Genomic DNA, 23,202 nt, shown 5'->3' with positions numbered 1-23,202 from the left:
CTCAGCCCGTGTTCTGCAGGCCGGCCGCGACGCCGGACACCGAGAGCAGGAGCAGTCGCTGCCACTCCGGCGCCGAGGTCTCCTCCGAGCGCAGCACCCGAAGGGCGCGCAGCTGCAGGAGTGAGAGCGCATCGACGTAGGGGTCGCGCATCTTCACCGCGCGCTGCAACACGGGACGGTTCGACAGCAGCTCGTCGCCGCCCGTGATGCGGACCACCCACGAACGGGTGAGCTCCATCTCGGTCATGACCAGTTCGGCGAGGTCGTCCCGGTCGCCGAGGTCGAGATAGCGGCGGGCGATCCGGGTGTCCGCCTTCGCCAGGCTCATGCCGACGTTGTCGATCACGGTGCGCAGCAGCGGCCACTCCTCGTAGGCCTGCCGGAGCAGGTCGACGTCGCCGACGGCATCCAGTGCCGTCCCCAGCCCGAACCAGCCGGCGAGGTTGATGCGCGCCTGCGACCATGCGAACACCCACGGGATCGCGCGGAGGTCTTCCAGAGACTCCACCGACAGCCCGCGGCGGGCGGGACGTGACCCGAGCGCGAGCAGTCCGATCTCCTCCATGGGGGTGACCGTCGCGAACCACGGGGCGAAGCCGGGCGCCTTCACGAGGGAGAAGAAGCGCTCGCGCGACGCGGTGTCCATCGTCGCCGCGACGCCCGCGAAGCGTTCCGCGGCGTCGCTGTTGCGTCGCTCGATCGACGGGGCCGAGGCCAGCAGCACGGCGGCGGCGACCTGATCGATGTGGCGCATGGCGATCGCCGCGTCGCCGTAGCGGGCGAAGATGACCTCGCCCTGCTCCGTGAGCTTGAAGCGACCGTCCACCGAGTGCGGCGGCTGGGCGAGGATGGCGGAGTTGGCGGGACCGCCGCCGCGGCCGAGGGCGCCGCCACGACCGTGGAACAGCGTGAGACGGATGCCGACCTCCTGCGCCCACGCGGCGATCTCCGCCTGCGCTTCGTAGAGGGCGAGGTTGGCGGCGACGGGGCCGACGTCCTTCGACGAGTCGGAGTAGCCGAGCATGACTTCCAGGCGTCGGCCGGTGGCCTCCAGTCGTGCCGCGAACTCGGGCTGCTGGACGACTTCCGCCATGATCCCCGGTGCGGCCTGAAGGTCGGCGAACGTCTCGAACAGTGGGATGACGTCGAGCACCGGTGGGGTGCCCGACGGGCCGACGGCGTACCGCGCGAGGCGGTGCACCGCGGCGAGATCGGCGGTGGACTGCGTGAACGAGACGATGTACCGTCCCGCCGCGCGCGGACCGTAGCGCTCCTGCACGTGCGCGATCGTGCGGAACACTTCGAGCACCTCTTCGGCCTGCGTGCTCAGCGCCCCGCCGGACTCGCCGCTTTGGCCCGCTGCCTCGCACTCGGCGAGCACCTTCGCGTGCACGGCGGAGTGCTGCCGCACCTCCAGTTCGGCCAGGTGGAATCCGAACGTCTCGACCTGCCAGATGAGCTGCTGCAGGTGGCCATAGGCCTGGCGGGCGGCGTGGGCCGCGACGAGGGAGTCCTGGACGGTGCGCAGATCGGCCAGCAGGTGCTCGGGGTCCCGGTAGGCGAGGTCGGCATCGCGGCGGCGCGTCGCGACGAGGCGCCGCGTGATGAGCAGCATCGCCCGCTTGTGCGGTTCGCCGGTCGCGCGCTTGACGGCATCCGTCGCGCCCTCCTCGTCGGCGGCGGCCAGACGCTGGAGGAGTGCCTGAAGTGCCGGGCTCGGCGGCGTGGTGTCGGCGGCGAGGGTGAGACTGCGGGCGATGCGCTCGGCCGTGCGCTCGAGTCCGAGGAGGATGTGCTCGGCGGCGATGGCGGCCGCCTTCTTGGTGACGGATGCCGTGACGAACGGGTTGCCGTCGCGGTCGCCGCCGACCCAGGTACCCAAGCGCACGAAGGGGCGCACGACAGGCGCGCGGCTGCCGGCTCCCGGTCCCTGCAGCGCATCGTCGACGCGGCGGTACACGTGCGGCACGGCGGTGTAGAGGGTCTCGTCGAAGACGGCCATGATGGCGCGCACCTCGTCGACGGGGGTGGGCTTCTCCGCGCGCAGCGGTGCGGTGCGCCAGAGCGTGTCGACCTCTTCGATCATCCGGCGCTCGGCGCGACGTTCGTCGGCACCACCGCGGAGTGCGTCGTCGTGCTCGCCCAGCAGCGCGGCCAGGCGCCGGATGCTCGACGACACGGCGCGGCGTCGGGCTTCGGTCGGGTGAGCCGTGAAGACGGGGTGGAAGCGCATGTTCTGGAGGCGCTCGAGCGCCGTGTCGTCGCCCACTTCGGCGGCGAGGCGCACGAAGGCGGCGGCGACCGAATCGGTGACCTCCTCCTTTTCGGGACGCCCGTCGCGCTCCTTCAGCACCCGCACCCGCTGGTGCTCCTCGGCGAGGTTCACGAGGTGGAAGTAGACCGTGAAGGCGCGCGCGACCTCGTCGGCGCGCTCGACGGAGAACGACTCGGCGATGGCGGCGGCGCGCTCGAACGCCTCGGGGGAGTCGTCGGTGTAGGCGGCGATGGTCGCGAGGCGCAACCGCTCGACGTCTTCGAAGAGGCCCGGCGAACCGCTCTCGCGCAGCACCTGGCCGAGGAGTCCGCCGAGCAGGCGGACGTCGGCGCGCATCCGCTCGGGGAGTTCCTGTTCGGCCTCGCCACGTCCGACGAGGTCGATCGCTTCGGTCCGGGTGAGTTCACGCATGCATCCACGGTAACGGCACCACGTTTCGTGCTCGTCACGCGTTACGCTGGGAGAAGGTGTGCCGGGAAGTCTGGTCGGCTTCTGACCGTCGACCCCGAAGGAAGCTCTATGCGCCTGCTGCGTTCCGCCCGGTTCCCCGCCCTCCTGCTGCTCGTGGCCGCTGTGGTCGGTCTCGTGCTCGCGAATTCTCCGTGGGGGGATGCCGCGCAAGCGGTGAAGGGCACGTACCTCACGATTCCCGGTGTCGTCGAACTCTCCGTCGGTCACTGGATCTCCGACGGGCTGCTCGCGATCTTCTTCTTCGTCGCGGCTGTCGAACTGCAGTACGAACTCACGAGCGGCCGGCTGAACTCCCCGCGCACCGCCCTCCAGCCGGCGATCGCCGCCGCCGGCGGTGTGCTCGTCCCCATCGGGGTCTATCTGCTCGTGGCGGGCGGCACCGAGGCGGCGCGTGGCTGGCCGATCCCCACGGCCACCGACATCGCGTTCGCGCTCGGCGTGCTGGCGGTGTTCGGCAAGGGGCTCCCGGCCGGACTGCGCGTCTTCCTCCTCGCTCTCGCGATCCTCGACGACATCGTCGGCATCGTCTTCATCGCGGTGCTGTTCACCTCCGACGTGGATCTGCTGCGCCTCGTGCTCGCCGCCGTGGGGCTCGTGGTCTTCCGCCTCCTCAGCCGGGTCCTCGACACCTCGACCCGGCCCCTCCTCATCGTCGCCCTCGTGGTCGTCGCGATCCTCGTGTGGTGGCTCGTGCTCACGTCCGGTGTGCACGCGACCATCGCGGGCGTGGCCCTCGGCCTCGTGATGGCGCAGCAGCCCGCGCTGCGCGCGCGGCACGCGATCGAGCCCTGGGTGAACGCGATCGTGCTGCCCGTGTTCGCGCTGTCCGCCGCTCTCGTCGCCATCCCGGCGGTCTCGCCGACGCAGCTCTCGCCCGCCTTCTGGGCCGTGCTGCTCGCGCTGCCGGTCGGGAAGATCGTCGGCATCGCTCTCGCGGGTGCGATGGCCCAGCGCGTCGCGCACGTGCCAGGGGCGCCCCGACTCGCGTTCGGCGACCTCCTCGCCGCCGGAGCCCTCGGCGGCATCGGCTTCACGGTGTCGCTCCTGCTCTCCGAACTCTCGTTCGCGGGCGACGCCGCGGTGCGCGATCAGGCGACCCTCGGCGTGCTCGCCGGGTCGCTCGTGTCGCTCGTCCTCGCCGCGATCCTCGTATCGTGGCGGGCATGGCATCATCGTCGACTTTCGATCACGACCGTCTGAGCCCTGCCGATCCGCTGCGTGAAGCGGCCGAGACGATGCGCGCGGTGCGGGAGCGCTGCGTGTGGAGCGCGCGGATCACGCACGACGACCTCGTGCCGTACCTCGTCGAGGAGTCGGCCGAGCTGATCGACGCGGTGGAGGCCGGCTCGAGGGCCGACCTCCGCGAGGAGCTCGGCGACCTGCTGTGGCAGGTGCTGTTCCACGCGGCCGTGGCCTCTCAGGCCGAGGAGGAGCCGTTCGACATCGACGATGTCGCCCGCGGTCTCACCGAGAAGATGGTGCGACGGCATCCGCACGTCTTCGGGGATGCCGTGGCCACCACGCCCGAAGAGGTGCTCGTGCACTGGAACGCGGCCAAGGCGGCCGAGAAGCGCACGCGCACGAGCGTGCTCGACGGCGTGTCTTCGCACATGCCGTCGCTCGCCCTCGCCCAGAAGCTGCTGGGCCGGTCCGCCGCGGTGATCGAGCCGCCGGCGGCGCCGGTGGGCCCGCCGGCGTCGGAGGAGGAGCTCGGCGATGCCCTGCTCGGGCTCGTCGCCCAGGCGCGCGCGCAGGGATGGGACGCCGAACGGGCTCTGCGGCGGCGCCTGCGGGAGCTCGAGTCGGCGGTGCGCGCCGCCGAGGCCGATGCTCCCGGTCGGTAACTCCTTCGATATCGACGTTCCCGGCCCGAGAACGCCGCTTCCGGCGCCGTCCGCTTCCGTTTCGAAGGAGTTCGCCCCGCGCGTTCCCGGCGCCGACGATCCGGAACCCGGCATCGGACCTGGAACAATGGTCGGGTGGCATCCGTGAACCCGCCGCGCGGCATGCGCGACTTCCTTCCCGCCGACAAGGCTCGTCGCGAGCGTGTGCTCGCCGTCATCCGCGAGCGCTACCGCGCCCACGGCTTCGACGAGATCGAGACGCCCGTCGTCGAGGAGTATGCGCGGCTCCACGCCGGCATCGGCGGCGATAACGAGAAGCTCGCGTTCACCGTGCTCAAGCGAGGACTGGATGCCGACGGCATCCGCGCCGCCGCCGACGACCCCGCAGCGCTGTCCGATCTGGGGCTGCGGTACGACCTGACGGTTCCGCTCGCGCGCTTCTACGCGAGCCACCGCGCGGAGCTGCCGACGGTCTTCCGAGCCATCCAGATCGCCCCCGTGTGGCGCGCGGAGCGCCCGCAGAAGGGCCGCTACCGGCAGTTCGTCCAGTGCGACATCGACATCATCGGCGACGCGTCGGCGCGCGCGGAGGCCGAGCTCGTGACCGCGAGCCTCGACACCCTCGATGCGCTCGGGCTCGAGGGCGGGTGGCTGCGAATCAACGACCGGCGCCTGCTGGACTGGATGCTCGATTCCTTCGGTTTCACGGCGGAGGAGCGTCCCGGCGTTCTCATCACGATCGACAAGCTCGACAAGATCGGTCCCGAGGGGGTTGCTGAGGAGCTTCGTTCACGTGGCGCCGCCGACTCCGCCGTCGATGCGTTCGCGGCGTTCCTGCGGCGCCCCCGCACGCTGCAGCACCTGCCGTTCGGCGAGGCGCACGTGCGCGCCGAGCTGCCCGAGGGGGCGCCCGACGAGGTCGTCGCCCACCTCGTTGGCATCGGCGCCGCCGTGGCGGCAGCCCGTCACTCAGACGAGAAGGACGCCGCCGATGTCCCCTTGCGCTACGACCCGTTCCTCGTCCGCGGCATGGGCTACTACACGGGCACCATCTTCGAGCTCGCGCACCCGTCGGTCGACTACTCGCTCGGCGGCGGAGGGCGCTACGACGGCATGATCGGGCGCTTCCTCGGCCAGGAGGTTCCCGCGGTCGGCTTCTCGTTCGGCTTCGAGCGCTTGGTCGAGCTCGTGGACCTGCCGACGGATGCCGCGGCATCCGCCGTCGTCCTCGTTCACGATCGCGATGTGCCGGTCGTCGAGCTCCTCGCCCTGAAGGCGGACCTGCTGGCGGAGGGGTCGCGCGTGCGCCTCGAGCAGCGCACCAAGAACCTCAAGGCGCTCCTGGAGCGCTCGGCGGCCGACGGGTACACCGCGTTCGCGACGGTGGCCGCCGGTCAGGCGCGCGACGCCCTGGAGCTCAAGCCGCTGTCGTAGGCGGCGCCGCGGCCGCCGCGTGGACCCACCGAACGGTCGGTCCTTGACGGATGCCGCGCGCCTCGGAACGCTGGGGGGATGACCCACCGTGATCCCACGCCCGAGGCCTGGCGCGCCGTCGACCGCTACTTCACCGAGACCCTCGTGGGCCACGACGCGGCTCTCGACGCTGCCGTCGCCGATCAGGGAGCGGCTGGGCTCCCGGCGATCGAGGTGGCGCCCGTCAACGGGAAGCTCCTGCACCTGCTGGCGCGCATCAGCGGGGCACGGCGCGTGCTCGAGGTCGGCACGCTCGGGGGGTACTCCACGATCTGGCTGGCTCGCGGCATCCCCGACGGCGGCCGGGTGGTGACGATCGAGGCGGAGCCCGCCAACGCCGCGGTCGCGCGGGCCAACATCGACCGCGCCGGGGTGGGGGAGAAGGTCGACATCCGCGTGGGTCGCGGTGAGGACGTGCTTCCCGCGCTCACCGGCGAGAAGCCGTTCGATCTGGTCTTCATCGACGCCGACAAGGAGTCCAACACGCTGTACCTCGACTGGGCCGCTCGTCTCGGACGCGAGGGCACGGTGGTGGTCGTCGACAACGTCGGACGCGGCGGCGAGGTGGCCGATCGGGGAACGACGTCGTCGCAGGTGATCGGCACGCAGCGCGGGCTCGCGATGCTCGGCGACGATCCCCGGTTCGACGCGACGGCGCTCCAGACCCTGGATGCCAAGGGGTGGGACGGCGTCGCGCTCGCGGTGGTCGTGCGTCCGGGGGAGCGATGACCCGGCCCCGCAGGCGCTCGGCACGCTTTGATCCGGTGCCCCCCGTATGGCGGGGGTCTCGGCGTCACTAGACTCGGGAGCGGACCGACGACGCTCCGAGATCCATCTTCCACAAACAAGGAGTCCCCTGTGGCACTGATCGAGGCTGTAGGCGCACGCGAGATCCTGGATTCGCGTGGCAACCCGACCGTCGAGGTGGAGGTGCTGCTCGACGACGGGATCGTCCAGCGCGCCGCCGTCCCCTCCGGCGCATCCACCGGCGCCTTCGAGGCGTACGAACTGCGCGACGGCGACAAGAGCCGGTACAGCGGCAAGGGCGTGCTCAAGGCCGTCGCCGCCGTCATCGACGAGCTCGGCCCCGCCATCGAGGGTGTCGAGGCCAGCGAGCAGCGCATCGTCGACGAGATCCTCATCGAGACCGACGGCACCGAGAACAAGTCGCGCACGGGCGCGAACGCGATCCTCGGCGTGTCCCTCGCCGTCGCGAAGGCGGCCGCCGACAGCGCCGACCTTCCCCTCTTCCGCTACATCGGCGGCCCGAACGCGCACGTTCTGCCCGTGCCGCTCTTCAACGTCATCAACGGCGGCGAGCACGCCGACAACGGCATCGACTTCCAGGAGTACTTCCTCGCCCCGATCGGAGCGGACACCTACGCGGAGTCGCTGCGCTGGGGCACCGAGGTGTACCACGTCCTCAAGGGCGAGCTGAAGGCCGCCGGGTTCGCGACGGGTCTCGGCGACGAGGGCGGTTTCGCCCCCGACCTCCCGTCCAACCGCGAGGGTCTCGACTTCCTCATGAAGGCGATCGAGAAGGCCGGGTTCACCCCGGGCACGGACATCGCCGTCGGCCTCGACGTGGCCGCGACCGAGTTCTTCGACAACGGCGTGTACACCGTCGAGGGCAAGGCCTGGTCGGCCGACCAGCTCACCGAGTACTTCGCCGACCTCGTCGCGAACTACCCGATCGTCACGATCGAGGACGCGCTCGCCGAGGACGACTGGGACGCGTGGAAGAACCTCACCGACGCGCTCGGCTCGAAGGTGCAGCTCGTCGGCGACGATCTCTTCGTCACCAACCCCACCCGTCTGCAGAAGGGCATCGACCTCGGCGTCGGCAACGCGCTGCTGGTCAAGGTGAACCAGATCGGCACGCTGTCGGAGACGCTCGACGCGATCGCCGTGGCGACGCAGAACGGCTACCGCTCGATGCTGTCGCACCGTTCGGGTGAGACCGAGGACACCACGATCGCCGACCTCGCGGTGGCGGTCAACGCGGGTCAGATCAAGACCGGCGCACCGGCGCGCAGCGAGCGCGTCGCGAAGTACAACCAGCTCCTGCGCATCGAGGAGGAGCTCGGCGACGCCGCGGTCTTCGCCGGTCGCGGCGCCTTCCCGCGCTTCAAGGGCTGATCGCGACGGAGTGCCTGCCGTCGTCCGCGCACGCGCGACGTAGGCTGAACGCATGACGACAGAGGGAGCCGGACGCAGCACTGCGCCGGCTCCCTCTTCGCGTCGTGTCGACGTGCGCGATTGGGTCGGCGGTGTGCGCCTGTCTGCGTTCACGGGGATCATGCTGGGTCTCGTCGTGCTCGCGGCCTTCGTGCTCGTGCCGAGCGTCGGCACCTACCTCGATCAGCGCAATCAGATCGCCGCGCTGGAGCGCTCGGTGCAGGTCACGAAGGAAGAGGTCGTGGCGCTCGAGGCGGAGCGGGAGCGGTGGGCCGACCCCGCCTACATCACGTCGCAGGCCCGGGAGCGGCTGTACTACGTGCGTCCGGGCGAGGTGGTGTACCTCGTCGACGACGATCTTCCGGACAGCGCCATCCCGCCCGAGCAGGCTGCGGTCAGCGACGAGGTCCAGGAGACCCGCAACGACTGGATGTCGCAGCTGCTCCGGTCGGTCACCGGCGCGGGACTCGCGCAGACGGCGACGTCCGGCGATTGAGCCACCGCCGGACGTCTTCGGCGCCCGGCTCTTCTCGCCGGCCCGCGCCGACGCCTTCCGCGGGTGCGTCAGGGGTCGCCCAGCCGACTGCCGGTAGCCTGGTCGGGTGCCGCTGACTCCCGCAACCGACGCCGACCTCGCCACGATGCGCGAGCAGCTCGGCCGTCCCATGCGCGGTGTCCTCGGTATCGCGGCGCGCTGCGTCTGCGGCAATCCCACCGTCGTGGCGACCGAGCCGCGGTTGCCCGACGGCACACCGTTCCCGACCTTCTACTACCTCACGCACCCCGGCGCGACGGCGGCGATGAGCGCCCTCGAGGCCACGCAGGTGATGCGCGAGCTCTCCGAGATCCTCGCCGACGACGAAGACGTGGCATCCGCGTACGCCGCCGCCCACGCGGCGTACCTCGCCGACCGTTCGGTCTATGGCGACGTCGCCGAGATCGAAGGCATCTCGGCGGGCGGGATGCCGACCCGCGTGAAGTGTCTGCACGCCCTCGCGGCGCACGCCCTCGCGGCCGGGCCGGGGGTCAACCCCATCGGTGATCTCGCCCTCGAGCGAGGGGACTGGTCGCCGGCGGTGTGCACGTGCGCGGTGCCGGGGACGGCGGCATGAGCGCGAGCCCGACGAGCGAACCGACGGCGGGCAGCGCGTCGCCTCGGCGGACGCACGCGACGCGCACGGCTGCCGTCGTCGTCGCGATCGGGCTGATCATGCTCGGTTCGCCCGCAACGGCCGGAGCCGCCGTCCTCGAACACTCGGCGTCCGCTCCGCTACGTGCGACGTCTGCCCCGCGCGCGCCGGAGGACGTCCCCGCCGCGGAAGACGAGCCCGACCCCGCGCAGGATGCCGAGTACTGGCTCGACGACTACGGCATCCGCGAGGCCTGGAAGACGACGCGCGGCAAGGGTGTGACGATCGCCGTGATCGACACGGGTATCGGCAAGGGCCCGGTCGAGTTCGAGGGCGCGGTCGTCGGCGGAGCGGACTTCTCGGGCACCGGCACGCCCGACGGACGCAGTCCCGTCGGTGCGGTCGATTCGAACCACGGCAGCTGGGTGGGCTCCCTCGCTGCTTCCCGGGGGACCGGCGACGGCAAGGGCATGCTGGGGGTGGCCCCCGAGGCATCCCTCCTCTCGATCTCGGTCGGTTTCGGTGCGTCGGCGGCCGTGCCGTTCGTCGATCAGGTCGCTGACGCGATGAGGTGGGCCGTCGACAACGGCGCGGACGTCATCAACCTCTCCTTCACGACCAACACCCTCGAGTGGGATGCCAGCTGGGACAGCGCGTTCCTCTACGCGTTCGAGCACGACGTCGTCGTCGTCGTCGCCGCGGGCAACAAGGGGAGCGGCACCGACGAGGTCGGCGCACCCGCGACGATCCCCGGCGTGCTCACGGTCGGCGGCGTCGACCGCAGCGGCACAGCGAGCGTGGAGGCATCGACGCAGGGCATCGCGATCGGGATCATGGCGCCCAGCGAGCAGCTCCTCGGCGTCTCCGCCGACGGGCAGCTCATGATTTGGAACGGCACGAGCGGCGCAGCGCCCATCGTCGCTGGCGTGGCTGCGCTCGTGCGTGCGGCGCACCCCGAGTTGGATGCCGACAACGTGATCAACCGGCTGATCTCCACCGCCCGGTCCACCCCGGCGTCGCGAGCCCAGCCTGAGCTCTACGGGTACGGACTGATGGATGCCGCGGCGGCCGTCACCGAGGACGTGCCGCGCGTATCGGAGAACCCGATGGGGAGTCTTGCGGAGTGGATCCGCCTGTACCGTCGCGCCGAGGCCACCCCGCAGCCGACGCCCACGATCGCCCCGGCGGAGATCACGCCGCTGCCGGCGCCGGATGCCGCGACGAAGCCGGGGTCGCCGCTGCTGCCCAGTGCGGACACCCTCCGTTACGGCACCGTGCCGCTCGTGGGGGCCACACTGGCCGCTATACTGGTGGGGCTCGGCGTCACTGCTGCTGCCCGGCGAGTTAAATCTGCACGCACCCCTCGCGTGCCGAGCCGTTGATTCAAGGAGCATTCCTTCCTGTGACCAGCATTGCGACCAGCCCTGCGTCCAGCGCACCCTCCGAGACCGAGGGTGGTGGTGTGCCGAAGATCCTCATCGTCGGCGGCGGCTACGCCGGGTTCTACACCGCGTGGAAGCTCGAGAAGCACCTGCGCAAGGGCGAGGCCGAGGTCACCATGGTCGACCCGCTGCCCTACATGACCTACCAGCCGTTCCTTCCCGAGGTCGCCGCAGGCGAGATCGAGGCGCGCCACGTCATCGTCGGCCACCGCCGTCACCTCAAGAAGACGCGCGTCATCACCGCCAAGGTCACGGGCATCGACCACGCCAACCGCACCGCGACGATCACCCCCGCCGTGGGCGAGCCGTGGCAGGAGACCTACGACCAGATCGTGGTCACCGCCGGCGCGGTCTCTCGCACGTTCCCGATCCCGGGCATCGCCGACAACGCGATCGGCCTGAAGACGATCGAGGAGGCCGTCGCGATCCGCGACCGCATCCTCACCAACTTCGACCGCGCGGCGAACCTGCCCCCGGGGCCGGAGCGCGACCGCCTCCTCACCGTCGTCGTCGTCGGTGGCGGCTTCGCGGGCATCGAGGTGTTCGCCGAGACGCGCGCCCTGGCATCCTCGCTCCTGAAGGACTACCCGCAGCTGCGCTTCGAGGACACGCACTTCCACCTCATCGAGGCGATGGGTCGGATCATGCCCGAGGTGTCGCTCAAGACGAGCGAGTGGGTGCTGAAGGATCTCGCCAAGCGCGGCGCGAACGTTCACCTCGACACGCAGCTCACCGGTGCCGTCGACGGAAACGTCGAGCTGTCGACCGGTGAGGTCATTCCGACCGACCTCATCATCTGGACCGCCGGGGTCATGGCCAACCCCACGGTCGTGCGGGGCAGCGACCTCCTCGTGGAGGAGCGCGGCCGCATCCAGACCCGTCCCGATCTCCGCGTCGGCACCGCCGACGAGATCATCGACGGTGCCTGGGCCGCGGGCGATGTGTCGGCCGTCCCCGACCTCACGGGCAAGGGCGTCGGCGGCTACTGCGTTCCCAACGCGCAGCACGCCGTCCGTCAGGCGAAGCTGCTCGCGAAGAACCTGGTCGCGGTGCTCCGCGGCGAGGTGCCCCGCGAGTACATCCACCACAACCTGGGCGCGGTGGCCGGTCTCGGCCTCTACAACGGCGTCTTCCAGTCGGGCAACATCGCCCTCAAGGGGTTCGTGGCCTGGGTCGCGCACCGCGGCTACCACGGTATGGCGATGCCTTCGTGGGAGCGCAAGTGGCGCGTCATCGGCGACTGGTGGCACAACTTCTGGCTCAACCGCGACAACGTGACGCTGCAGGCGGTGCAGAACCCGCGGTACGTCTTCGAGGAGTTCGCGGCGCGTCCGCGTCCGGCGGTGACCGAGGCTCCGGCGTCGGCCCCGATCGACCCGAAGAGCATCGCCGCGGAGAAGAAGCCGGTGGCCGAGAAGCCGGTGGCCGAGAAGCCGGTGGCCGAGAAGAAGCCGGCCGCGAAGAAGCCGGCCGCGAAGAAGCCCGCCGCCAAGAAGGCCACGGCGACCGAGTCCGCCGCGGGCTGACGCCCCGGCTATCGTGGGTTCGGGTGATGCACCCGAGCCCCCGTAGCCCAATGGCAGAGGCAGGCGACTTAAAATCGCTTCAGTCTGGGTTCGAGTCCCAGCGGGGGTACCGCCGAAGCGGCACCTCAAGGCATCCTGGACGCCATGACGCCGCGCGATGACGACACCGAGTGGTTCCGCTCTTCCACGTGGAACGATCAGGTGGCCGCGGCGTTCGAGGTCAAGCTTCGTCGCGCCCGGGCGGGGAGCCGCGCCCAGTACCTCCACATCCAAGGCCTGCACCTCGTCGATCAGGACGACGAGTCTGCCCAGACTGTTGGCCTGGCGCTGCTTCGACGTGTCATCGACGAGCACGGCGCATCCGATCCGATGCGGGCCCTGTGGGCCCGCCAAGATCTCGCCCTGTCGCTGGTGCGGCGAGGGCGATCCGATGAAGCGGAGCCGCTTCTGAGAGATCTGCTCGAGGACCGTCATTCGAACCCCGACGGCTGGCGGGGCGATTACGGAGTCCTGGAGTTGGCGCTGGCGGAACTGCTCCAGCACCGGGGTACCGCCGATGAACTCGAGGAGGCGGAGGCATGGCTCGATCTCGGCGAAGCAGACATCGCTGCGAGCGGGTTCCTCCGCGATCTCGTCCTGAGATTCCTGGTCGCGAGGGCACGCGTCGCCCGGGATCGCGGCGATCTCGATCGCGCGGGGGTGTTCGCCGCTGAGGCCCTCGCGGTCGGCGACGAGTCGTCCCCGCCGCTCTCACGGCATCCAGCCGTCGGCCGGGTTGAGCTGCACGCGGACCTCCGCCGCGAATTGGAGTCGATTCGCCCCGTATGACGGTGCGGCGATCTCCGCCCGGAATCGATTCCGAGTCTCACGCGGGGGAACACTCGGTCTCGCTCTAGGCTGGGGGCAGCGTTGCGAAGGAGCCCGGATGACCCTCGATCTGCTCGACATTCCCGCGCCGGCCGGTAGACCCTGGACGGACGCCGCGGCCTACTGGTCCGCGCGCACGGAAGCCATCGCGTCCGTGTCGGGGCCGGTCGCCTCCATCGACCTCAGCGCGCTGCGCTTCAACGCTCTCGACCTCGTCGTCCGGTCGAGCGGCGTGCCGATCCGGGTCGCGAGCAAGTCGATACGTGTGCGCGAAGTGCTCGACGCCTCCCTCGCCCTGGCGGGCTACCGCGGCATCCTCGCCTTCACGCTGCCGGAGGCGCTGTGGCTCGCCGAGACGCGTGACGACGTCGTCCTCGGCTATCCCACGGCCGACCGCGATGCCCTCGCTCGGCTCCTGGCCGACGAGGAGGCGGCCGCGCGCATCACGCTCATGGTCGACGACCTCGCTCAGCTCGACCTCGTCGACGCCGTTGCGCGTCCGGGGTCGCGTCCGCCAGTGCGGGTCGCGATCGACGCGGATGCCTCGTGGCGGGCCCCCCTCCTCGGTCACATCGGCGTCCGCCGCTCCCCGGTGCATGAGCCCGCCGAGGTGGAGCGGCTCGCGCGCGGCATCGTCTCCCGCGACGGCTTCCGGCTCGTGGGACTCATGATGTACGAGGCGCAGATCGCCGGTCAGCCCGACGACACGGGATCGGGGGATGCCGTCATCCGCTGGATGCAGTCGCGCAGTCGTGAAGAGCTCGCCGAGCGTCGCGGCCGCATCGTCGCCGCCGTGGGACGGGTCGCTGAGCTCGAATTCGTCAACGGGGGAGGGACGGGCTCGCTGGAGTTCACCGCGAGCGACCTGTCGGTCACCGAGACCACAGCCGGCAGCGGACTGCTCGCCGGGCATCTCTTCGACGGCTACCGCGCGTTCGAGCCCGCACCCGCCGCGGCGTTCGCGCTCGAAGTCGTCCGCAAGCCGACCGCCGACATCGCGACGGTGCTCGGCGGGGGATGGGTGGCATCCGGTCCGCCCCTGGCGTCCCGTCAAGCGCGGCCGGTCTGGCCGGAAGGACTGCTCACCCTCGACCGCGAGGGCACAGGCGAGGTGCAGACTCCGCTCCAGGGTGCGGCGGCGAAGTCGTTGCGCGTCGGTGACCGCGTGTGGTTCCGGCATGCGAAGAGCGGTGAGCTCGCCGAACGTGTCGATCGCTACCTGCTGACCTCCGGCGCAGAGCTCGTCGGCGACACCCCCACGTATCGAGGCGAAGGGAAGAGCTTCCTGTGACCCGACCCGGCGGCCTCTGGCAGAACTGGTCCCGCACCGAGCGCGTGCGTCCGCAACGCGTCGAGTACCCGCCCACGGTGGCCGCCGTCCGCCGCTCGGTGGCGGCAGCCGCAGCGCGCGGCCTTCCGATCAAGGCGGTGGGCGCGGGCCACAGTTTCACCGGCATCGCGGTCTCGCCGGGGGTGCTCCTCGAACTCGACGATCTGTCCGGTCTCGTCTCGGTCGATCGCGAGCGGTCGCGGGTGCGGATTCTCGCGGGGACACGACTCCACCGCATCCCCGCGCTCCTCGCGCCGTACGGGCTTGCGATGGAGAACCTCGGCGACATCGACCGGCAGTCCATCGCCGGTGCGATCTCGACCGGCACCCACGGAACGGGCAGCCGCTTCGGCGGCATCGCGACGCAGATCGTCGGGGCCACGCTGGTGACCGCCGACGGTGACCTGCTGACGGTCGATGACGAGGAGAACCCGGAGCTCCTGCCGGCGGTGGCGCTGGGGCTCGGGGCGCTCGGCATCCTCGTCGACGTCACGATCCAGTGCGTGCCGGCGTTCGTCGTGCAGGCGGTGGAGCGGCCGGAGCCTCTCGACGACGTGCTCGCGCACCTCGAACGGCGTTTCGCGGACGCCGATCACTTCGAGTTCTACTGGTTCCCGCACACCGATGTCGCGCTCACCAAGACGAACACCCGACTCCCCGCCGACACCGTCACCGCTCCGCAGCCGCTCCTGGCGCGCTGGGTCGATGACATCCTCGTGGGCAACGGCGTCCATCAGGCTGTCTGCTCGGTCGGTCGCACCGCTCCGGCCGCGGTGCCCGCGATCAATCGGCTCTCCGCGAAGGTGTGGGGCGACCGCTCGTTCTCCGATGCCTCGCACCGCGTCTTCGCGACCGCGCGCGGTGTGCGCTTCCGCGAGATGGAGTACGCGGTGCCTGTCGAGAGGCTGGGCGACGCGTTCCGCGGCCTCCAGCGCGTCGTGGAGGAGCACGGCCGGCCCATCGAGTTCCCCGTCGAGGTCCGCACCGCGGCCGCGGACGATCGCTGGATGTCGACGGCCTACGGCCGGGCGAGCGGCTACATCGCCGTGCACAGGTACTGGCGAGCCGACCCGACCGCGTACTTCGCCGCCGTCGAAGAGGTCATGCGCGCTCACGGGGGTCGGCCTCACTGGGGGAAGATGCACACACAGGATGCCGCGAGCCTCCGCGCGCTGTATCCGCGCTTCGACGACTTCGTCGCGCTCCGCGACCGCCTCGATCCGCAGCGTCGGTTCCGCAACGCCTATCTCGACCGAGTGCTCGGTGGGTAAGGCCTGGGAGTGGGGTCCACGCGCGCCGGAGGCCCTCGCGACCCCGGCTAGGATGAGCACACACTGATGGGAGCCGTATGGAAATCCTGATCCCCGTATTGATCGTCGTCGGTCTCGCCGTGATCGTCGGGATCTACCTCTGGGCCACGTACAACTCGCTCGTCGCGCTCAATGTGCGCGTCGACGAGGCCTGGAGCGACATCACGGTGCAGCTGAAGCGGCGCGCAGATCTCCTGCCCAACCTCATCGAGGCGGTCAAGGGGTACGCGGCGCACGAGAAGGCGGTCTTCGAGAACGTCACGCGGGCTCGAGCCGAGACGATCACGGCGTCGACGCCGGTGGATGCCGGTGTCGCCGAAGGACACATGCAGCAGGCGCTGAAGTCGCTGTTCGCGGTCGCCGAGGCATACCCGCAACTGCAGGCGAGCCAGAACTTCCTGCAGTTGCAGCAGTCTGTCGTCGACACCGAGGACAAGATCCAGGCTTCCCGCCGGTTCTACAACGGCGGCGTGCGCGAGTTGAACACGAAGATCAAGGTGTTCCCCAACAACCTGTTCGCGCGGAACCTGGGCTTCTCGGAGCGCGAGTTCTTCGAGGTCGTCGACGGTGCGGCCATCGCCGAACCGCCGCGCATCCAGTTCTGAGACCCCTCGCGACGTCGCCCGGGTGCCGGTCTCTCTCCGTGCCCTCTCGGGCATACAGCGGGTCGTAGACTGACGAGATGACCGATCCGAAGCCGCGCGGGTCCCTCCTCGATTCGCTCCGCTCACGGACCGTGTCGACGGAGATCGGCGGTTCGTTGCCCCGAGGGCTGCGAGTCGCGACGGCATATGCGTGGCGCTTCGTCGTGATCGCGGCGGCGGCCGCGATCTTCATCTGGATCGTCATCCAGCTGAAGCTGCTCGTCATTCCGCTGCTGATCGCCCTGCTCGTCACGGCCCTCGTGTGGCCGGCGTTCACGTGGATGCTGCGGCGCCGCTTTCCGCGATGGCTCGCGCTCATCGTGAGCGTGGTGGGCACGATAGCCGTCGTGTCAGGCCTCCTGTACCTCGCGATCTGGCAGATCACCCGGGAGTGGGCGTCGGTGCGATCGCGCACGGTCGAGTCGGTGGCGCAGCTGCGCCAGTACCTCATCGACGGACCGTTGCACCTCACGGCCGAGCAGATCGACGGCCTGCTCGCTCAAGGCTGGACTCTCGTGCAGCAGCAGGCGGAGCTCCTGCTGTCGGGGGCGCTCGTGATTGGTTCCACCCTGGGTCACGTCGTGACGGGTGCGCTGCTCACGCTGTTCATCCTGCTGTGCACGCTGGCCGACGGCGGCGGCATCTGGCGGTGGGTCGTGCGGCTCTTCCCGTCGCGTGCCCGCACCGCTGTCGACGGGGCCGGCCGCTCCGGGTGGGTCACGGTCGTCACCTACGCGCGCACGCAGTTGTTCGTCGCGACGATCGACGCGATCGGTATCGGACTCGGCGCCTTCCTCCTCGGCGTGCCGCTCGCCATCCCCGTGGCGGTGCTCGTCTTCCTCGGATCGTTCATCCCCTTCGTCGGTGCTGTCGTGACCGGGGCTCTCGCGGTCTTCCTCGCCCTCGTCTACAACGGCCCGTGGGTGGCGCTGTGGATGCTGTTCGTCGTCCTCGGCGTCCAGCAGCTCGAAGGCCACGTCCTGCAGCCGCTCATGATGGGCGCCGCGGTGAAGGTGCACCCTCTCGCTGTCGTCCTCGTGGTCGCGGGCGGTGCGATGATCGCCGGCATCCCCGGAGCCCTCTTCGCTGTGCCGCTCGCCGCATTCATCAACGTCGTCGCCCTGTATCTGTCGCGACGGCAATGGGAGACCGGCGGCATGCCCGGACCCGAAGATCTCATCTGGAGCACCGTGCCCCGCCCGAGGAGGACGCCCGCGTGATGGAGTCGACGCAGCTCACCCACCCCACCCTGACGGAGTTCGAGGATGCCGCCGCCTTCCTGCGGGACGTCGCCGTGCGCACGCCGATCGACCTCTCTGAGCATCTGAGTGATGTGCTGGGTACGACGGTCCACCTGAAGCTCGAGAACCTCCAGCGCACAGGATCTTTCAAGATCCGCGGTGCCGCGTATCGCTTGTCACGCCTCACGGCGGAGGAGCGGGCACGGGGAGTCGTCGCGGCTTCGGCGGGCAACCACGCGCAGGGAGTGGCCCGCGCCGCGCAGAAGCTCGGCATCGCGGCGACCATCTTCATGCCGCTCGGCGTTCCCGTGCCCAAGCTCCTCGCCACCCGCGGTTACGGCGCAGATGTGATCCTCGAGGGCGAGACGGTGGAGACGCCGCTGCGCTTGGCGGCTGAGTTCGCCGCCCGCACCGGCGCCGTGCTCATCCACCCCTTCGACCACCGTGACGTCATCATCGGTCAGGGCACGCTGGGGCTGGAGATCTACGACGACGTGCCCGACCTCGACACCGTCGTGCTCGGCATCGGCGGCGGGGGCCTCATCGCCGGTGTCGCCGCCGCGGTCAAGGCTCGAGCAGCCGCCGATGGCCGCACCGTTCGGGTGATCGGCGTGCAGGCCGCCAATTCGGCCGCGTATCCGTCGTCGCTCGCGGCAGGGCAACCGCTGACGGTCGAGACCACGCCCACGATCGCCGACGGCATCGCCGTGGCCCGGCCGGGCGATGTGCCGTTCGAAGTGATCCGCGACCTCGTCGACGAGGTGGTGACGGTCACGGACGACGACATCGCACGCGCGCTCCTCGTGCTGCTCGAACGCGCGAAGCAGGTCGTCGAGCCTGCAGGAGCCGTCGGAGTCGCAGCGATCCTCGCCGGGAAGGTTGCCGCGACCGGGACCACCGTGGCCGTCCTCTCCGGCGGAAACATCGACCCGCTCCTGCTTCAGCGCGTGGTCGCACACGGGCTCGCGGCATCCGGTCGCTACATGACGCTACAGATCCCGCTGCCCGACCGGCCGGGCCAGTTGGCGCGCGTGTCCGAGCTCCTGTCCATCGCCGGTGCGAACGTCACCGAGGTGCTGCACACGCGGCACGGTCAGGGCCTTCAGATCAGCGAGGTGATCCTGCAGCTGAGCGTCGAGACGAGGGGCGAGGAGCACCGCGCCCACGTCATCTCGGTGCTCGAGGGCGCGGGCTTCCAGCCGCGGGTCATGCCCGACTGACGCGACCAGATCTCCGGCTCACTGGCCCGCGTAGGTCTCGACCTTCACGACCTCGACAGCGATCTCCCGGCCGTTCGGCGCGGTGTACGAGGTCTTCTCGCCCTCACGGAGGCCGAGGATCGCGGAGCCCAGCGGAGAAGCTTCGCTGTAGACGTCGAGTTCGGAGTTGGCGGCGATCTCCCGGTTGCCGAGGAGGAAGACCTCTTCGCCGCCCGCGACGATCGCGGTGACGACCGTGCCGGACTGCACGGTGCCGTCGGACTCGGGTGCTTCGCCCACCTGCGCGTCCTTCAGGAGATGCTGGAGGGTGCGGATGCGCGCCTCCTGCTTGCCCTGCTCGTCCTTCGCGGCGTGGTAGCCGCCGTTCTCCTTGAGGTCGCCCTCTTCGCGGGCGGCCTCGATGCGCTTGGCGATCTCCTCGCGTCCCGTCGTGGAGAGGTGCTCGAGCTCGGCGACGAGCCGGTCGTAGGCGTCTTGGGTGAGGAAGGTCACGGTGCTGTCGCTGGACACGTCGACTCCTTGGTGTTCGTGTTCGGTGGTAAACCGAACGCCCCGGCGAACGTGCCGGGGCGTGAAAGGTGTCGGATCAGACTACGGGATCCAGCAGGAGGTCACCAAACCGGTGGTGGCCAGCGCCGTCGTGGGGATCGTCTCGCTGAAGCGGCGTGTGTGGGCCGGGTCGGCGGGGTACTCGACGATCCGCCAGCCGACGATCCCGTGTTCGGTGTCCTGCGCCTCCAGCGCACAGGCGACTGGCTCTCCCGCGCGCAGCGTCACCTGGAAGTCCACGGCGATGCCGTGTGGGTCGACGGAGTGGAATCCGGTGGTGTCGACGTCGACCGAATCCATGGTGCGTGCGACAGTCGTCCAACCGAAGTACCCGATCACGGCGGCCGCCAGCACGCCACCCACGATCCAGCGTGTGCGACGGACTCGCGGCGACACGCGGCCGTACCGATCGTCGAGCAAGGAGGTGGTTTCGGGGGAGGTCATCTCGGCATCCGTGACGTTCTAGGCTGGACTTCCAGGCTATGCGCTCTGCGCGCGGAACGAGGACAGATGCAGCCGCTCACGTGGATAGCGACCAACACTCCTTTCGTGCCGTCGCCGTCACCGTCTGTGAACCCCGACAACGTGACACCGGGTGTGGCGGGCTTCATCGCAATCGCCGTCATCGCGCTGGCCGTGGTCTTCCTGCTCATCGACATGATCCGCCGCATCCGCCGCGGCCGGTATCGCGCGGAGATCGCGGAACAGCTCGACGCGGAAGAGGCCGAGGAGGCCGCCGCACGTGCCGCGGAGGAGGCCGCCGCTGTCGACGGCGACGCGACCGGCGACGACGTCACCCCGGAAGACCCAGCGAAGGGCTGAACGGCCCCAGCGCGATCAGCAGGCACGCCGTCCAGTGGCAGAGGAACGCCAGGACCGTGCAGACGTGGAAGATCTCGTGGAACCCGAAGTGGCCCGGCCACGGATTGGGACGCTTGAGCGCGTAGACGATCGCGCCGCCGGTGTACAGGAGACCGCCGACGATGACGAGCACCATCATCGCGGCGTTGGCGTTCAGCAGGTCCACGAGGTACATCACCGCCGCCCACCCGAGCAGCAGGTAGAGCGCGACGTAGAGCCAGCGCGGCGCGTGGATCCAGAAGACCCGGAACAGGATGCCGACCAGCGCCCCCGACCACACCAGGATCAGGAGCAGCGTGCCCTTCTCCGGAACGAGCGCGAGCACGGCCAGGGGGGTGTAGGTGCCCGCGATCAGCAAGAGGATGTTGGCGTGGTCGATCCGCTTCAGGACGGCTTTGGTCCTCGGCCCCCAGTCGAACCGGTGGTACAGCGCCGAGTTGCCGAACAGGAGGAGAGAGGTCGCCATGAAGACGGCGCTCGCCCACTTCGCGGTCGCGCCCTCGGCCACGACGATCAGCACGATCCCGGCAGCGATCGCCACGGGGAACGTGGCCGCGTGGATCCAGCCCCGCCAGGTCGGCTTCAACTCGACGTGGGCACTCGCGGAGGCCGCGTCGATCAGAGGGAGCTGGGGCATCTCGGCCCCGTCATCGGTGGCGGTCACGCCTTCGAGCCTACGCCGCGCGGTATGCCGCGTCTCACATACGGGACAGAGGTTGCGAGCGGTAGCGTAGAGCCGTGACGGCGAACCGCGCGGGTGAGGGCAAAGGGCTGCTCTACCGTCTCTACAGTTCGCGTCTCCGACGGCGACTCACACCCCAGACGGTGCCGCATCATGTCGCGATGATGATCGACGGCAATCGCCGGTGGGCCCGGCAGGCCGGGTACGCGACGGTCGCCCACGGACACCGCGCGGGCGCCGCGAAGATGCGGGAGTTCCTTCGATGGTGTGACGATCTCGGCATCCGCGTCGTGTCGCTCTACCTCCTGTCGACCGACAATCTCTCCAAGCGCGACTCGGAAGAGCTCGCCGATCTCATCGAGATCATCGCCGAGCTCGCCGACGCGATCTCCCACGAACCCGACTGGCGTGTCCAGCACGTGGGCCGCGCCGAGATGCTGCCCGCGGATCTGGCGCGCGCGCTGCGCACCGCGGAGGAACGGACGGCCGGGAACACGGGTCTGCACGTCAACCTCGCGGTCGCGTACGGCGGCCGGAGCGAGATCGTGGATGCCGTCCGCCGCATCATCGGCAAGCATCAGGAACGCGGCGGTTCCCTCGAGGAACTCGCGGCGAGTCTCACCCCCGAGCAGATCGGTGAGCACCTGTACACCGGCGGTCAAGCCGATCCGGACCTCGTCATCCGGACGTCGGGGGAGCAGCGGCTCAGCGACTTCCTGCTGTGGCAGTCGGCGCACTCGGAGTTCTACTTCGTGGAGGCGCTCGGGCCCGACCTGCGCGAGGTGGACTTCCTCCGGGCGATCCGCGACTTCGCGTCGCGAGACCGCCGATTCGGCAGCTGACCGGACCCGCGGTGCAGCTGACACCTCCATGACAGACTGGAGGGGTGATCGAGTTGGAGTCGTACCTCGAGACGTTCGACGAGGAGCCGGGGTATCTCGACTGGGCGGCGTTCGGACCCCTGTCGCCCGCGGTGCAGGTGGAGGCTGCCGCCGATGCGGAACTCCTCGCCACGGGACGTCGATCGGGCATCGGTCTCGTGAACGGCCGTGTCGACGAGGCGCGGACGCTCGTCGCCGAACTCCTCGACGCGGCGGTCGACGAGGTCACCCTCCAGCCCTCCACCTCGATCGGCCTCCTGCACGCCTTCTTCGGGCTCACCGGAGACGTCCTCGTGTCGCCCGCGGAGTTCCCCGCTCTCACCGTCGCGGCGCGTCGGGCGCAGGACGCACTCGGGAAGCTGCGGGTGTGCGACCTGCCCGCCGATTTCGTGACGCCGGAAACCGTGCGCGACGCGCTCTCCGACGAAGTGACCGCCGTCGCGCTGAGCCTGGTCGACTACCGCACGGGGCACGTGGCCGACCTCACCGCGATCCGCGACGTCATCGGTGACCGCCTGCTCATCGTCGACGCCATTCAGGGGTTCGGGGTCACGGAAGCCGACTACGCGGCGGCCGACGTCGTCTGCGGACACGGGTACAAGTGGCTGCGGGCCGGGCGAGGGACCGGGTTCGCCCGCTTCTCGGCTCGGGCACGCGAGCGGATCGCTCCCGTACTGTCGGGCATCTCCGGATCGGACGACGACATCGGAGCACCAGGAACGCCGGTACCGGCGGCGGGTTCCGGTGCCTACGAGATCTCCCGCGCCGATCCGCTCGCGGCATCCCGGCTCGCGGCTGCCCTGCGCGAGATTCGTGACGTCGGCGTCACGGACATCGCCGCCACCGTGCGCGATCGAGCGCGGCACATGATGGCGCTCGCCGACCGCTACGGCGTGCCGGTGCTCACCCCGCGTGACAGCCACGCGGGGATCGTCTCCCTCGTTCCCGAGGGCCCGGATGCCAGCGCGATCGCCGCGGCACTGGCCAATCACGGGGTGACCGCGACGGCGCGCGGCGGGATCGTCCGCGTGAGCGCCCACGCGGGCACCGTCTCCGACACGCTGCGGCTCTTCGGCGACGCGCTGGCCGATGTTGCAGGACACCGCCTGACGCCCACCGCCCTCGCGGTCGTCGAGAGTTAACGCATCGGACACATCGCGCGGCGTGTCGCGGACCGTACGCGACACAGCGGCGACGTACGGTCATCACATCGGGCAAGGCGCCCGTTCGAGTCGGCCATCCACGACTCGTGGCCCCTGGTCGACTCGTGACAGCCGG

The 23,202-nt window shown here is 70.2% G+C and carries 22 protein-coding genes and 1 tRNA gene; 19 read left to right on the top strand and 4 right to left on the bottom strand.

The window, feature by feature from the left end; all coding sequences use genetic code 11:
- Position 1: 1 nt before the first annotated feature.
- Positions 2-2,686 (bottom strand): phosphoenolpyruvate carboxylase, encoded by a 2,685-nt coding sequence (locus tag ACSQ18_RS09095; protein ID WP_436036880.1) that lies wholly within the window; start codon positions 2,684-2,686, stop codon positions 2-4.
- A gap of 108 nt (positions 2,687-2,794) precedes the next feature.
- On the opposite strand from ACSQ18_RS09095, the gene ACSQ18_RS09090 reads away from it, so the two are divergent.
- The 16 genes from ACSQ18_RS09090 to ilvA all read left to right on the top strand — a co-directional run bounded on the left by ACSQ18_RS09090 (position 2,795) and on the right by ilvA (position 18,951).
- Entirely contained in the window at positions 2,795-3,946 is a 1,152-nt protein-coding gene (locus tag ACSQ18_RS09090; protein ID WP_436036878.1) for a Na+/H+ antiporter NhaA, read from the top strand.
- Complete coding sequence (locus ACSQ18_RS09085; RefSeq protein WP_436036877.1) at positions 3,910-4,590, top strand: MazG family protein; 681 nt, start codon at positions 3,910-3,912, stop codon at positions 4,588-4,590. The genes ACSQ18_RS09090 and ACSQ18_RS09085 overlap by 37 nt, the downstream gene beginning before the upstream one ends.
- 162 nt (positions 4,591-4,752) lie before the next feature.
- Positions 4,753-6,024, top strand: coding sequence for a histidine--tRNA ligase (gene hisS / locus ACSQ18_RS09080; RefSeq protein WP_436038418.1), 1,272 nt, complete (start codon positions 4,753-4,755; stop codon positions 6,022-6,024).
- Between the two features lie 78 nt (positions 6,025-6,102).
- Complete coding sequence (locus ACSQ18_RS09075) at positions 6,103-6,792, top strand: O-methyltransferase (protein ID WP_436036875.1); 690 nt, start codon at positions 6,103-6,105, stop codon at positions 6,790-6,792.
- A gap of 129 nt (positions 6,793-6,921) precedes the next feature.
- On the top strand, positions 6,922-8,202 hold the full coding sequence (gene eno / locus ACSQ18_RS09070) for a phosphopyruvate hydratase (RefSeq protein WP_301040409.1): 1,281 nt from the start codon (positions 6,922-6,924) through the stop codon (positions 8,200-8,202).
- 52 nt (positions 8,203-8,254) lie between these two features.
- Entirely contained in the window at positions 8,255-8,737 is a 483-nt protein-coding gene (locus ACSQ18_RS09065; protein ID WP_436036874.1) for an FtsB family cell division protein, read from the top strand.
- A gap of 145 nt (positions 8,738-8,882) precedes the next feature.
- A complete protein-coding gene (locus ACSQ18_RS09060; protein ID WP_436038417.1) occupies positions 8,883-9,353 on the top strand; it encodes a DUF501 domain-containing protein in 471 nt (156 codons plus the stop codon).
- A complete protein-coding gene (locus tag ACSQ18_RS09055) occupies positions 9,350-10,753 on the top strand; it encodes a S8 family peptidase (protein WP_436036872.1) in 1,404 nt (467 codons plus the stop codon). Before ACSQ18_RS09060 ends, ACSQ18_RS09055 begins: the two co-directional genes overlap by 4 nt.
- Positions 10,754-10,833: 80 nt before the next feature.
- On the top strand, positions 10,834-12,339 hold the full coding sequence (locus ACSQ18_RS09050) for an NAD(P)/FAD-dependent oxidoreductase (RefSeq protein WP_436038416.1): 1,506 nt from the start codon (positions 10,834-10,836) through the stop codon (positions 12,337-12,339).
- 36 nt (positions 12,340-12,375) lie between these two features.
- Positions 12,376-12,448 (top strand) — tRNA-Leu (locus tag ACSQ18_RS09045).
- Positions 12,449-12,483: 35 nt separating this feature from the next.
- Positions 12,484-13,167: a hypothetical protein gene (locus tag ACSQ18_RS09040; protein WP_436036870.1), complete on the top strand. Its 684-nt coding sequence runs from the start codon at positions 12,484-12,486 to the stop codon at positions 13,165-13,167.
- A gap of 97 nt (positions 13,168-13,264) precedes the next feature.
- Positions 13,265-14,497 carry an alanine racemase gene (locus ACSQ18_RS09035; RefSeq protein WP_436036869.1) on the top strand — a complete coding sequence of 411 codons (1,233 nt, stop codon included), beginning with the start codon at positions 13,265-13,267 and terminating at the stop codon, positions 14,495-14,497.
- Complete coding sequence (locus ACSQ18_RS09030) at positions 14,494-15,807, top strand: D-arabinono-1,4-lactone oxidase (protein WP_436036868.1); 1,314 nt, start codon at positions 14,494-14,496, stop codon at positions 15,805-15,807. Before ACSQ18_RS09035 ends, ACSQ18_RS09030 begins: the two co-directional genes overlap by 4 nt.
- A 77-nt stretch (positions 15,808-15,884) precedes the next feature.
- Positions 15,885-16,451 carry a LemA family protein gene (locus tag ACSQ18_RS09025; protein ID WP_144808240.1) on the top strand — a complete coding sequence of 189 codons (567 nt, stop codon included), beginning with the start codon at positions 15,885-15,887 and terminating at the stop codon, positions 16,449-16,451.
- 77 nt (positions 16,452-16,528) lie between these two features.
- Complete coding sequence (locus ACSQ18_RS09020; protein WP_436036865.1) at positions 16,529-17,710, top strand: AI-2E family transporter; 1,182 nt, start codon at positions 16,529-16,531, stop codon at positions 17,708-17,710.
- Positions 17,710-18,951, top strand: a complete 1,242-nt coding sequence (ilvA, locus tag ACSQ18_RS09015; protein ID WP_436038415.1) for a threonine ammonia-lyase — start codon at positions 17,710-17,712, stop codon at positions 18,949-18,951. The genes ACSQ18_RS09020 and ilvA overlap by 1 nt, the downstream gene beginning before the upstream one ends.
- 18 nt (positions 18,952-18,969) lie before the next feature.
- Here the strand turns inward: ilvA and greA are convergent, their stop codons facing one another.
- A complete protein-coding gene (greA, locus tag ACSQ18_RS09010) occupies positions 18,970-19,461 on the bottom strand; it encodes a transcription elongation factor GreA (RefSeq protein WP_144808237.1) in 492 nt (163 codons plus the stop codon).
- An 81-nt stretch (positions 19,462-19,542) separates the two neighbouring features.
- The gene (locus ACSQ18_RS09005) at positions 19,543-19,944 is read right to left on the bottom strand and encodes a DUF4307 domain-containing protein (protein ID WP_436036864.1); all 402 of its coding nucleotides are present in this window, start codon (positions 19,942-19,944) and stop codon (positions 19,543-19,545) included.
- 66 nt (positions 19,945-20,010) lie between these two features.
- Between ACSQ18_RS09005 and ACSQ18_RS09000 the strand changes: the two genes are divergently transcribed.
- Positions 20,011-20,322, top strand: coding sequence for a hypothetical protein (locus ACSQ18_RS09000; RefSeq protein ID WP_436036863.1), 312 nt, complete (start codon positions 20,011-20,013; stop codon positions 20,320-20,322).
- Here the strand turns inward: ACSQ18_RS09000 and trhA are convergent.
- Entirely contained in the window at positions 20,294-20,998 is a 705-nt protein-coding gene (trhA, locus tag ACSQ18_RS08995; protein WP_436038414.1) for a PAQR family membrane homeostasis protein TrhA, read from the bottom strand. The genes ACSQ18_RS09000 and trhA overlap by 29 nt on opposite strands.
- A 101-nt stretch (positions 20,999-21,099) precedes the next feature.
- On the opposite strand from trhA, the gene ACSQ18_RS08990 reads away from it, so the two are divergent.
- The gene (locus tag ACSQ18_RS08990) at positions 21,100-21,885 is read left to right on the top strand and encodes an isoprenyl transferase (protein WP_301040393.1); all 786 of its coding nucleotides are present in this window, start codon (positions 21,100-21,102) and stop codon (positions 21,883-21,885) included.
- Positions 21,886-21,929: 44 nt separating this feature from the next.
- The gene (locus tag ACSQ18_RS08985; RefSeq protein ID WP_436036862.1) at positions 21,930-23,066 is read left to right on the top strand and encodes an aminotransferase class V-fold PLP-dependent enzyme; all 1,137 of its coding nucleotides are present in this window, start codon (positions 21,930-21,932) and stop codon (positions 23,064-23,066) included.
- Positions 23,067-23,202: the final 136 nt, after the last annotated feature.

Source organism: Microbacterium sp. LjRoot45, from assembly GCF_964253325.1.
In the GTDB taxonomy this organism is placed as follows: Bacteria; Actinomycetota; Actinomycetes; order Actinomycetales; family Microbacteriaceae; genus Microbacterium.
Note: the sequence above shows the minus strand (reverse complement) of the source record. Positions and strands in the feature narration are given on the sequence as shown.